This window comes from uncultured Winogradskyella sp. (assembly GCF_947495255.1).
Taxonomy (GTDB): domain Bacteria; phylum Bacteroidota; class Bacteroidia; order Flavobacteriales; family Flavobacteriaceae; genus Winogradskyella.
The window spans coordinates 211151-223344 of record NZ_CANLYI010000006.1 but is presented as its reverse complement, the minus strand read 5'-3'; the positions used below and the strand labels follow the sequence as shown (position 1 = coordinate 223344).

The 12194-nt window shown below is 32.2% G+C and carries 11 protein-coding genes; all 11 read right to left on the bottom strand.

Annotated elements, in window-relative coordinates:
• Positions 1-302 precede the first annotated feature (302 nt).
• Positions 303-3431, bottom strand: coding sequence for a M43 family zinc metalloprotease (locus tag Q0807_RS11300; protein ID WP_299109885.1), 3129 nt, complete (start codon positions 3429-3431; stop codon positions 303-305).
• 114 nt (positions 3432-3545) lie between these two features.
• Positions 3546-4145 (bottom strand): bifunctional phosphoribosyl-AMP cyclohydrolase/phosphoribosyl-ATP diphosphatase HisIE, encoded by a 600-nt coding sequence (hisIE, locus tag Q0807_RS11295; protein WP_299109882.1) that lies wholly within the window; start codon positions 4143-4145, stop codon positions 3546-3548.
• 6 nt (positions 4146-4151) lie between these two features.
• Positions 4152-4907, bottom strand: coding sequence for an imidazole glycerol phosphate synthase subunit HisF (gene hisF / locus Q0807_RS11290; protein WP_299109879.1), 756 nt, complete (start codon positions 4905-4907; stop codon positions 4152-4154).
• 2 nt (positions 4908-4909) lie between these two features.
• Positions 4910-5653 carry a 1-(5-phosphoribosyl)-5-[(5-phosphoribosylamino)methylideneamino]imidazole-4-carboxamide isomerase gene (gene hisA, locus Q0807_RS11285; protein WP_299109877.1) on the bottom strand — a complete coding sequence of 248 codons (744 nt, stop codon included), beginning with the start codon at positions 5651-5653 and terminating at the stop codon, positions 4910-4912.
• Positions 5654-5695: 42 nt separating this feature from the next.
• On the bottom strand, positions 5696-5977 hold the full coding sequence (locus Q0807_RS11280) for a GIY-YIG nuclease family protein (protein ID WP_299109874.1): 282 nt from the start codon (positions 5975-5977) through the stop codon (positions 5696-5698).
• Between the two features lie 34 nt (positions 5978-6011).
• The gene (gene hisH / locus Q0807_RS11275) at positions 6012-6593 is read right to left on the bottom strand and encodes an imidazole glycerol phosphate synthase subunit HisH (protein ID WP_299109872.1); all 582 of its coding nucleotides are present in this window, start codon (positions 6591-6593) and stop codon (positions 6012-6014) included.
• Positions 6594-6649: 56 nt separating this feature from the next.
• Positions 6650-7783, bottom strand: a complete 1134-nt coding sequence (hisB, locus tag Q0807_RS11270) for a bifunctional histidinol-phosphatase/imidazoleglycerol-phosphate dehydratase HisB (protein ID WP_299109870.1) — start codon at positions 7781-7783, stop codon at positions 6650-6652.
• 85 nt (positions 7784-7868) lie between these two features.
• On the bottom strand, positions 7869-8912 hold the full coding sequence (hisC, locus tag Q0807_RS11265) for a histidinol-phosphate transaminase (protein ID WP_299109868.1): 1044 nt from the start codon (positions 8910-8912) through the stop codon (positions 7869-7871).
• Positions 8913-8966: 54 nt separating this feature from the next.
• The gene (gene hisD, locus Q0807_RS11260) at positions 8967-10256 is read right to left on the bottom strand and encodes a histidinol dehydrogenase (protein ID WP_299109863.1); all 1290 of its coding nucleotides are present in this window, start codon (positions 10254-10256) and stop codon (positions 8967-8969) included.
• 1 nt (position 10257) lies between these two features.
• The gene (gene hisG / locus Q0807_RS11255; protein ID WP_299109860.1) at positions 10258-11115 is read right to left on the bottom strand and encodes an ATP phosphoribosyltransferase; all 858 of its coding nucleotides are present in this window, start codon (positions 11113-11115) and stop codon (positions 10258-10260) included.
• Between the two features lie 266 nt (positions 11116-11381).
• A complete protein-coding gene (locus Q0807_RS11250) occupies positions 11382-12194 on the bottom strand; it encodes a prohibitin family protein (protein ID WP_299109857.1) in 813 nt (270 codons plus the stop codon).

Below are 12194 nucleotides of genomic sequence, written 5' to 3'. Positions count from 1 at the left end.
ATTCAAAAAATCGATGAAATCATTTTTTTATCGTCAAAAAGCATATTTAATCGATAAACTACGTTTTTATTTTTTAAGCAAAATTGCTGTAAAATGCTAATATTTAGAACTTAGCACTACTCTGTTTATTTTTTTTAACATAAACTTCAACAATTCAACCTAGAAAAACCTAATTAAAGATATGTTTTGATGAAAAATAAATTTAATTACCTTGATGTTAGCATATTATATCATCATTTAAAAATAAAAAGCAATCTTAATTAGACTTTAAGATTGCTTTAGAATTAAAATATACCAACTCATTATTTAATAATCAGTTTCTGCGTTTTAATTAGGTTCCCATCTATTAATCTTATCATATAAATTCCTGTAGAAAATGAAGACACATTAATATGATTTATAACTTGCAATGGGTTTAATTCTTTACTTAAAATCATTCGACCTTGAATATCATATATATGAGCTATAGTTTCATTTGCTAATAATCCATTAACAACAATTTTTTTAGGTGTAGTAGATGCATAGATTTGTAAACTACTTAAATCATTACCTTTAATAGACAAAGCCTCTGTTGAATATTGAATATAGAAGCGACCTGTTCCTAAAAGCACTTCTGTTGCTATAAACACATAGTTTGATGTATTTAATAAAGTAAAAGTATTTTCTGCTGTATCATTTAAATATACATTAACACCTGATGGCAAACTAGTTACATTATCCATAGAAATAGTTAATTGCTCATTAGCTTGTGCATTTATGCCAATAGGAATAATAACATTATTTAAGTCATTATAAGGTAAAGACTGGATAGCCATATCTAAACCTGAATTATTGTCTACTAAATTTGAAAATATAGAAAAATCACCTGCACTACCTTTATAAGAACCAGCATCATAACCCGAGTCTAAACCTCTAGTGGTTCCTTCAATAAAGTAAATTTGTGTTGAAACGGATTTAGAACTACTCTCTAAATTTAATTTGCACAATGCAACATTAGACTCTTCATTTCTTCCGGCAATGAAATCATCAGAGTTACCAACACGTCTCATGCTTGTTGTAAAATCTACTAAGCCACCACCTGATTTTGATTTTACAAAAAATGCTTGACCAGGAGCTAATAGCTCAGTAATTGTTCCGTCTGCAATTGTGGCTAAATTCCAAACAGTCCAACCATCATCAGCATTACCATCATAACCATACACAGCTTGAAAAGCACTACCCGTTGCAAATTCGGCCGCATTAGCTGTAAAAAACTCATTAAAATCTATATAAGAAGGATATGGGTTCCCAATAAGATTCCACGCATAACCTGTTGCTGCATCACTAATTGGCAGGTCTAAGACATCATTAATAATAGGTGTACCAGAAAAGGTTAATGTACCTGCATCTGTTGTAGCTGTTCTATAACCCACACCAGAATCAATAGTAGTGAGCGCATTAGTAACTAAATCATAATTTTGATAAGCTCCAGCCGAAGTATTATATGGCGCAAAAGCTCTTATTGAACCAGATTCAGGTAAATTGGAACTATTTAACGCTGCGAATGCTGGAAAAAGCTGACCTGGAATTGGTGCTGAAATTAAGTCATTTGTTCCTCCCACTTCCAAACCAACTAAAGAAACATGTCTATTATAATTAACTAGACCTGTAATTGTGCCATCTGAAACTAGACTAGAAAACAATTGCGACGTAGAATTTAAGTCGACTGTGTTAGAAGTAAGTGTTATACCAGAATCAATTGTTAATGCTGCTCCAGGATTTACTGTTAAACTATTACAATCTGTATTGGCAGAAATATTAGCAGTACCAGTTTCAATTATAATTGTATCGCTTGAAGTTGAAGTTCCAATTGGGTTACTTGGTGACCATGCATTATTGTATGTATAAGTTGTTGGCAATACGCTGGGCTCTATATAGATAGAATAATCCTCTGATTGGCCATATGCTAAACTTTGGTAACATGCAGAATCTATTGGATTAAGACCATACCCAGTATCTAAATCGTTGACAATCCTAATTCTTACATAGTCATTATATGGAATTAAAGTTGGATAAGTAAGATTTATCGCAATATTACTATAGCCAGAAATCCCTTGAGTTACTGGATATTGCTCTTCTGAATCATCATCGAAATCACCATCGTCATTCCAATCAATCCATACACCTAATTGATTAAGATTTGGCCCTAGTTCAACATTTAGGGTATTTGAAACAGAAGTATCAATTTCAAAATAATTAGAACAATTACCACTTTCATCTATGTTTCCTCCATCGTTTGCAGCTGTTGAAGAAGTAAAACTTATTCCATTTAATTCAACATTAGTAATTCCTGCATAATTTGCAGTTAAATCTGCCGCTGGATTTACACTACAAACCACAGAAGGAGCTTCGTAACTCAAATCTAATGGCTCAGCACCCTTAGAACTAGCAATAGACGTACCTTCCATTGCTGCACGAACTCTCGTTTTTTGGTCATTGGTAAGTCTATCTGAACAACTATAATAACTCATTATATTATTAATGGTATTATTATCTATCCAAGGACTACCTGTGCAACTATTATTTGTAGGACATGTGCTAGTTTCTCTTTTGTGTGGCACTGTATCTGCACAACCATCACTATCAGTGCCAACAATTGAATCTAAAGGACAAGTACTCCCTGTGCCATCACCCTGAAACGTATGATACAAATGAAAAAAATGTCCAACCTCATGGACTACAGTACTATTGTCGCCATTAGAATTAAGTCCCCAACCATTTGTGTTACCTGGATCATAACCAAAAACTGAAGACATCATTACAGACCCGTGTGTACTAAATGTTTCATTATAAAAATAGGCATACCCTTGATATCCATATCCTCCATCATTACCATCTAATTCTGTTACTATCCATACATTCAAGTAATCCGTCTGTGGCCAGCTACTCAATGCTACAATATCACTATAATCAGCTCCGTTTGTATTTGCTACATTAACACCATAATCTAAATATCCTGGTAAACCAGAAGCATTTATTCTATTAATACCAGTTGTAGCATTACAATTAGGATCTCTTTGGGCAAGGGTAAATTCTATTTCAAAATCTATTGGACTAGTTGCAATCTGCCCTCTGTAATAGTCATTAAGATTATCAATACTACTCTGAATTTGTGCGTCAGAAATATTAGTTCCTGCACCAACAGTTTCCCCTAAATGCAATACGTGCACTACAATAGGAATTGTCAATACTGTGCCATTCATTTTAAACAAATCTCTTTCCCTAATGGCTTTTTGCAATTTCAACTCTGCTTGTTGAGCTATACCTGCGAAATTTGAATCTTGAAGTTGTTGTTCTCTAATTCCATCAAAACCACATTTCTGTTGTGCTTTAGAAATTGAGACTATTGAAAAAATAAAAAATAAAGAAAAAAAAAGTTTAGAGGACTTCATATAATTTTAGGGAAAATGTTAATTTTATGTTGCTTAGGGATACAAAATACATTTTTAATAATTTTTATATTGAAAAACTATTAAAATTCTAAAATTATTACATTTTATTCAGATTTAGCCATTTCTTTTTTTCAATACTTCAACAACATCATTTAATTTGAAACCTTTTGCTTGTAATAACATTAAATAATGAAAAAGTAAATCTGCACTTTCTTCTAAAAACAAATCATCATTATCATCTTTAGCCTCAATGACCACTTCAACCGCTTCCTCTCCTACTTTTTGAGCAATTTTATTAATTCCTTTTTCAAATAAAGAAGCTACATAAGATTTTTCCGAATTCCCTGCTTTTATTCTAGATTCAATAGTGTCTTCTAGGTTAGAAATAAAACCATACGTTTCAGTATTTGTTTCATTCCAACAGGTATCAGTACCTTTGTGGCATGTTGGTCCTTTTGGATTTACCTTTATTAATAAAGAGTCGCTATCACAATCTAGTTTAATATCAACTAGTTTTAAAACATTACCGCTCTCTTCCCCTTTAGTCCAAAGTCTTTGTTTCGTTCTACTAAAAAAGGTTACTAATTTAGTTTCAATGGTTTTTTTTAATGCATCAGCATTCATATAGCCCAACATTAAAATCTTGTTAGTTGAATCATCTTGAATTATTGCTGGTACAAGTCCGTCTGGGTTTTTATTAAAATCTACGTTCATAATATTTTATATCCTTACTGGGATTCCTTTATTTTTTAATTCTTTTTTTAACTCTAAAATTGGGATTTCTCCAAAATGAAAAACACTAGCTGCTAATGCGGCATCTGCTTTTCCTTCTATAAATGTATCAACAAAATGCTGAATTGTACCAGCACCTCCTGATGCTATAATTGGAATATTTACTAAATCTGATAATTTAGCTAAAGCTTCATTTGCAAAGCCTGCTTTTGTACCATCATGATTCATTGACGTGAATAGAATTTCGCCTGCACCACGTTGTTCTACTTCTTTTGCCCAATCGAATAGTTTTATTTCAGTTGGAATTGTTCCTCCTGCTAAATGCACTAGCCATTCACCTTCAACCTCCTTTGCATCAATTGCTACAACGACACATTGACGTCCAAATTTTTGAGATAACTCATTAATTAATTCTGGTCGTTTTACTGCCGAAGAATTAATAGAGACCTTATCTGCTCCACAATGTAGTAAGTCATCAACATCTTCTATAGACGAGATTCCACCACCTACCGTAAATGGAATATTAACTTGTTCAGCAACTTTTAAAACCATATCGTGCATAGTTCTTCGGTTTTCTAATGTTGCTGCGATATCTAAAAACACCAATTCATCTGCTCCTAAATCGGCATATTGTTTAGCTAATACTACAGGATCACCTGCATCTCTTAAATCAACAAAATTAACTCCTTTTACAGTGCGACCATTTTTAATATCTAAGCATGGTACTATTCGTTTTGTGAGCATATCTAGTTATTAATAATAAATTGTTCTAATTCTTTTAATGAGATTCTATTCTCATATATGGCTTTACCAATAATTACACCTTCACAACCCATTTCTAATAATTGTGGTAATTCATCAAATTTTGAAATTCCACCAGAGGCTATGAGCTTTATAGAATCTTCGCTTTGCTTTGAATGACATTCTTTTAAAATTCGCTGATACAATTCAAAAGAAGGGCCTTCTAACATACCATCTTTTGAAATATCTGTACATATTACATATTGAATTCCTTTAGACTGATAGTCCTTAATAAAAGGAATCACTTCTAAACTACTTTCTTCTTGCCAGCCGCTAATCGCAATTTTTTCATTATTACAATCTGCGCCTAAAATAATGCGTTCTGCTCCATATTTAGAAATCCAGTTTTCGAAAATTTCTGGATTTTTAACAGCAATACTTCCTCCTGTAATTTGATTGGCTCCAGACTCAAAAGCTATTTTTAAATCCTCGTCTGTTTTTAATCCTCCACCAAAATCTATCTTAAGATTGGTTTGAGATGCAATCTGCTCTAATACTTTATAATTTACAATATGACTTGCCTTTGCACCATCTAAATCTACAACATGTAAATATTCAATTCCTGAAGCTTCAAATTCTTTGGCGACTTCTAAAGGGCTTTCGTTGTATATTTTTTTAGTGTTGTAATCGCCTTTTGTAAGTCGAACACATTTTCCGTCTATAATATCTATGGCTGGTATAATTCTCATTGATTAACCTGTTAATCAACCCTGAATTTATTTCAGGGTCTATTAGTTTATTTCTATCGTTTCTAATTTTGGATTAGATTCTCTAATCAAATTCCACTTCCATTCTTTATGCCAATTTTTAAGTTGCCTTTCTCTATTTCTAGCTTCTTTAGAATTATCATACCCTTCATAAAATATTAAATCAACTATATTGTATTTCTTGGTAAATAAAGCTCCACTTCCTTGTTTATGCTGTAAAACTCTTCTCTTTAAATTATCAGTATAACCAACATACAAAACTGTTCTATTTTTATTTGACAGGATATAACAATAATATTTTTTCATATTCAAAAGATTCTGAAACAAGTTCAGAATGAAATTAGAGACTTAAAAAATTTTCTAAAATTTTTGAGCCTATAATTCCACTCTTTTCAGGATGAAACTGTACACCATAAAAATTTTCATTTTCTAGTGCTGATGCGTATTCTAATTCGTAATCTGTAGTTGCAATAGACGCTTCACAATTTTCAGCATAATAACTATGAACTAAATACATGAAATCGTTTTCTTTAATACCTTTAAACAAATCAGATTTTAAGTTTGAAATCGTATTCCACCCCATTTGCGGAACTTTCACTTTATTTGAAAATCGTTTGACATCAGCATCAAAAATACCTAAACCTTTAGTGTCGCCTTCTTCGGTATGATTACACATTAATTGCATACCTAAACAAATGCCTAATACGGGTTGTGTCAGTTTGGGAATTAATAGGTCTAATCCACTTTCTTTAAGCATTATCATAGCGGAACTAGCTTCACCAACTCCAGGAAATATTACTTTGTCTGAAGCAATTATTTCATCTGGATTATCTGTTAGAATAGCATCAACACCTAATCGTTTAAATGCAAATTGAATGCTTTTAATATTTCCTGCTCCGTAATTTACTATTGATAATTTCATATATATGCTTCTCGATACAATTTCTCGTCCCTCGAAATCACTCGAAGTGACGAATTTTATAACATTCCTTTTGTACTAGGTAAAATCATTTTCTCAACATCTTGTTTCACTGCCATTTTAATTGCTTTTGCAAACGCTTTAAAAATCGCTTCAATTTTATGATGCTCGTTATCGCCTTCAACTTTAATATTTAAGTTGCACTTTGCACCATCGGTAAAAGATTTAAAGAAATGATAAAACATTTCTGTTGGCATTTTTCCAATCATTTCACGTTTAAAATCCGCATCCCAAACTAACCAATTTCTTCCACCAAAATCAATAGCAACTTGCGCTAAACAATCGTCCATTGGCAAACAGAAACCATAACGTTCTATACCTAGTTTATTTCCTAATGTGGTGGCAAATACTTCACCTAAAGCGATTGCTGTATCTTCTATAGTATGGTGTTCGTCTACTTCTAAATCGCCATCCACTTTAATGTTTAAATCTAATTGACCATGACGCGCAATTTGGTCTAACATATGGTCAAAAAAAGCAATACCAGTATCAATGTTACTTTTTCCTGTTCCATCTAAATTAACATCAATCTTAATCTTGGTTTCGTTGGTGTTTCTTTCAATATAACCAACGCGTTCAGTAGTTTTTAAGAATTTATAAATTTCTTCCCAATCGTTTGTTTCTAATGCGATGAATCCTTCTAGCTCGTTATTACTAACCGTTACTTCATCAGTCCCTAAGTTGGTATTATCGTTTATAAAAATCCCTTTTGCACCTAAGTTTTTCGCTAATTCAACATCTGTTAAACGATCACCGATTACAAATGAATTCGCTAAATCGTAATCCTCAGAAAAATACTTGGTTAATAATCCTGTATTTGGCTTTCTGGTTGGTGCATTGTCTTTTGCAAAAGTTCTATCTATAAATTGTTCTTTAAAAACAACACCTTCGGCTTCAAATGCTTTTAAAACAAAATTATGAACTGGCCAAAAAGTGTCTTCAGGATAAACCTCTGTACCCAGACCATCTTGATTAGTAATCATTACAATTTCAAAATTCAATTCTTTAGCGATTTTACTTAAAAATTGAAATACTTTTGGATAGAACTCTAGTTTTTCAAACGCATCTATTTGCTCGTCTGCAGGTTCTTTAATTAGTGTTCCGTCTCTATCTATGAATAATACTGGTTTCATAACTTTATTTACTATTGTCAATTTGAGTTAATATGTTCTCGATACAATTTTCTTTAATGGAAAATCACTCGAACTGACGTGATTATTATATTGCTTTTAATGTCTTAATTAATTTTTCATTTTCAACCGTTGTTCCTACTGTAAATCGTAAACAATTCTCGCACAATGGTTGTGTAGTTCTGTTTCTTACAACAATACCTTTTTCAATAAGCTGCTTGTAACGTTTATTAGCTTCATCAACCTTGACTAACAAAAAGTTAGCATCTGATGCATAAACTATCTCTACAAGTGGAATTAATTCTAATTCAGTAGCTAATTTTTCACGTTCATTCAAAATAATGTCAACCTCATTTTGAATCTCTTCAATATTACTCAATCGTTCTGAGGCTTTATCTTGTGTCAATTGATTGATGTTATATGGTGGCTTTATTTTATTTAAAACTGAGATAATGTCTTCTGAAGCATAACAAATACCTAGTCTAATTCCGGCTAAACCATAAGCTTTAGACAAGGTTTGTGTAATTATTAAATTAGGAAATTCATTCAATCTGCTCAACCAGCTTTCTTCTTTTGAAAAATCAATATAAGCTTCATCTATGACTACAATGCCTTGAAATTCCTCAATCAATTCCTCGATAACATTAGCATCAAAACTATTGGCTGTTGGATTGTTAGGTGAACATACAAATAAGAGTTTGGTGTGTGAATGTGCTGTTCTTGAAATTTCATCAAAATTTGGTTGAAAATCTTCAGTTAATGGAACTTCCAAGTTTTCAACGGCATTAATATTAGCCAAAACAGCATACATACCATATGTTGGCGGCAATGTGATAATTTTATCTTTATTTGGTTCGCAGAACGCTCTAAATATTAAATCTAAAACTTCGTCACTTCCATTACCTAAAAGAATGTTGTTTTCTGAAATTCCTTTTAAATCCGCTAATTGACTTTTTAGTTTTACTTGTTGAGGATCTGGATAACGATTAACATTAGTATTAAAAGGGTTTTCATTAGCATCAATAAAAAGCATACCATCTGTAATATCCTTGTATTCATCTCTTGCTGAAGAATAGGGTTTGATAGTCTTAATGTTATCTCTTAATAGATTATTTAGATTGAAATTTTTCATTATTTCTTCTCGATACAATTTTTCGTTCCTCAAAATCACTCGAAGTGACACTAGTTAATTTGTTTTTAAATCATTAAGCCTTAAAGTTACAGCATTCTTATGTGCTTGTAAGCCTTCTGCTTCTGCCATTAATTCTATAGCATCACCTATATTTTGAATGCCTTCTTTAGATATTTTCTGAAACGTCATGCTCTTTTGAAAACTATCTAAATTAACGCCAGAGTAGGCTTTAGAAAATCCATTAGTTGGTAAGGTGTGATTGGTGCCAGAAGCATAATCACCAGCACTTTCTGGTGTGTAATTCCCAATAAATACAGAACCAGCATTACTAATGTTTTCTATGAAGAAATCATCATTTTCAGTCGCAACGATAAAATGTTCTGGACCATAAGTGTCAATTAATTCTAGTGCTGTTTCAAAATCCTTAACAACAATTAATTTTGAATTAGAAATAGATACTGTTGCCATTTCTATTCTTGGCAATTGCTCTAATTGATTTTCAACTTCTTCACTCACCTGTTTTGCAAAATCGTTTGAAGTGGTTACTAATATCACTTGACTATCTGCTCCATGTTCGGCTTGACTTAATAAATCTGAAGCCACATATGCAGCATTTGCAGAATCGTCTGCCATTACCAAAAGTTCACTTGGACCAGCTGGCATATCTATAGCCACTCCATGTTGTGTTGCCAATTGTTTAGCGACTGTTACAAATTGATTACCAGGACCAAATATTTTATAAACCTGAGGAATAGATGCTGTACCAAAAGTTAAACCTGCAATAGCTTGAATACCTCCTACTTTTATAATCTTAGTGACACCACAAAGTTGCGCTGCGTATAAAATTTCGTTGGCAATATTTCCTTCTTTATTTGGTGGCGAACACAAAACAATTTCTTTACAACCTGCTATTTGTGCAGGTACAGCCAACATTAAAACAGTTGAAAATAAAGGTGCTGTTCCTCCAGGAATATAGAGTCCAACTTTTTGAATCGGACGTTTTTCTTGCCAACAGCTTACTCCAGACATCGTTTCAACAAAAACTCTATCTGTTTTTTGAGCACTATGAAACTTTTCAATATTTGATTTTGCAAGCTGAATAGCCGATTTTAGATTTTCATCTACTAAAGCAACTGCTTTATTGATTTCCTCTTGGGTAACCACATTACTATGAAGTGAAACACCATCAAATTTAGTAGTATACTTTTCAATAGCCTTATCTCCATTTTTGGCAACATCATTAAAAACCGCATTAACGGTAGCTTCAATGTCACCTATAGTCTGTGTTGGCCTTTTTAAAAGCGCTGACCAATCTGATTTATTTGGATTCTCTATTAATTTCATATTACAACACTAAGTTTTCAATAGGACTAACCAAAATACCTTCTGCGCCATTAGCCTTTAAGGCATCAATGATGTTCCAAAAATCATTTTTATTTAATACCGAGTGAATAGAACTCCAACCTTCTTTAGCTAATGGCATAATGGTTGGACTATTCATACCAGGAAGTATTTTAATAATCGCATCAAGCTTATCGTTTGGTGCATTTAGTAAGATATACTTGCTTTCTCTACCTTTTAAAACCGATTTTAATCGGAACTGCAACGTGTTGATTAAGGCTTGGTTTTCCTCAGAGATTACAGGTGATGTCGCTAAAACGGCTTCAGAGGTTAATAGCGTTTCAATTTCTTTAAGTCCATTTTTAAATAATGTACTTCCACTAGAAACGATATCACAAATTCCGTCTGCGAGACCGATATTTGGTGCTATTTCTACAGAACCATTAATGATATGCAAATTAGCTTGAATGCCTGCTTTATCTAAAAACTGGTTTACGGTGTTTGGATATGAGGTCGCAATGCGTTTACCTTCTAAATCCTTTAAACTCTTAGCTTTTGAAGACTTTGGTACAGCTATAGAAACTTTACATTTAGAAAACCCTAAACGCTCTACAATTGTAAGTTCGTTTCCTTTTTCTATTAATACGTTTTCGCCAATAATTGCTGCGTCTACCACACCATCTTTAAGATATTGAGGGATATCACCATTTCTTAGATAAAATACTTCTAAAGGAAAATTACGAGCCGAAGCTTTTAGTTGGTCTTTTCCATTATCTATAGAAATACCTATTTCTTTTAAAATTTTCATGGAGTCTTCATTAAGACGTCCTGATTTTTGTACTGCAATTTTTAATTTATTCATTTCTAATTTGATAATATCTAAGAATCCCTGAGTTTAGAAAATAAAAAACCCGCTTGAAATTCTCAAACGGGTTTTTAAATATATTTTGAATTTACTCAATACACTTTCATCTCGTTTGAACGATTAAATGAAAATGATGATGGAATTGAATAAATGTCATGTTTTTATTTCTTATTACAAAGATTGCTAAATAAAACTTTTAAATCCTAATTAATGATTAAAAAAAAATACATTTTTAGCAAAATATTAATAATTCAACTTGTAAATTATTGATTTCCTAAAATTATAGGCATTCCAGAATCTCCAGAGCCAATAACAATTACTTTACTGTTTGGCGATTCAGATAATTTCACTGTAGCTTCAATACCTTTATCTTGAAGAATCTTATCTGTTAATGATGCACTTAGAATTCTATTTGATTCTGCTTTACCTTTAGCTTCTATAATTACTTTTTCAGCTTCTTTTCTTGCGCTTTCAAGTCTAAACTCATATTCTAAAGACTCTTGTTCTTGCTTCAATTTACGTTCAATAGCATCTTTAATAGTCGTTGGTAATTTTACATTTTCTACCAGAACACGTTTTACGTTTACAAATTGACCTTCTAGCTCATTTCTTACTTCTTCTAAAATTTCTAGCTCAATAATATCTCTTTTACTAGAATATAGTTGCTCTGGCGTGTAACGACCAACAACACTTTTTGCTGCTGCGTTAATTGCCGGATTTAATAATTCGTTAATATAATCCTCACCTTTAGTCTGAATTAATTTACCTAAGTTTTTAAATTCTGGCTCAAACCAAATCGTTCCACTTACTGTAATATCTAAACCATTTACAGAAAGTACATTCATGTTTTCTGAGATAGATTGCTGACGCACTTTTTGAACAATCATATCATTCCATGGTGCTACAATATGAAATCCTTCACCATAAGTACGTTCTGTGTTTATACCATTTCCAAGTGGTTCAAACAAAACACCACCTTGCCCAGGTCCTATAGTTACTAACGATTTAGCGACTAAAATAACCACTATTATTACTCCTATTAAAATCGGTAATCCAATCTTTGGTAATTTTTCCAT

Coding starts and splice junctions, on each gene's coding strand:
- Q0807_RS11300 (WP_299109885.1), bottom strand. CDS start 3,431: ATGAAGTCCTCTAAACTTTTTTTTTCTTTATTTTTTATTTTTTCAATA.
- hisIE (WP_299109882.1), bottom strand. CDS start 4,145: ATGAACGTAGATTTTAATAAAAACCCAGACGGACTTGTACCAGCAATA.
- hisF (WP_299109879.1), bottom strand. CDS start 4,907: ATGCTCACAAAACGAATAGTACCATGCTTAGATATTAAAAATGGTCGC.
- hisA (WP_299109877.1), bottom strand. CDS start 5,653: ATGAGAATTATACCAGCCATAGATATTATAGACGGAAAATGTGTTCGA.
- Q0807_RS11280 (WP_299109874.1), bottom strand. CDS start 5,977: ATGAAAAAATATTATTGTTATATCCTGTCAAATAAAAATAGAACAGTT.
- hisH (WP_299109872.1), bottom strand. CDS start 6,593: ATGAAATTATCAATAGTAAATTACGGAGCAGGAAATATTAAAAGCATT.
- hisB (WP_299109870.1), bottom strand. CDS start 7,783: ATGAAACCAGTATTATTCATAGATAGAGACGGAACACTAATTAAAGAA.
- hisC (WP_299109868.1), bottom strand. CDS start 8,912: ATGAAAAATTTCAATCTAAATAATCTATTAAGAGATAACATTAAGACT.
- hisD (WP_299109863.1), bottom strand. CDS start 10,256: ATGAAATTAATAGAGAATCCAAATAAATCAGATTGGTCAGCGCTTTTA.
- hisG (WP_299109860.1), bottom strand. CDS start 11,115: ATGAATAAATTAAAAATTGCAGTACAAAAATCAGGACGTCTTAATGAA.
- Q0807_RS11250 (WP_299109857.1), bottom strand. CDS start 12,194: ATGGAAAAATTACCAAAGATTGGATTACCGATTTTAATAGGAGTAATA.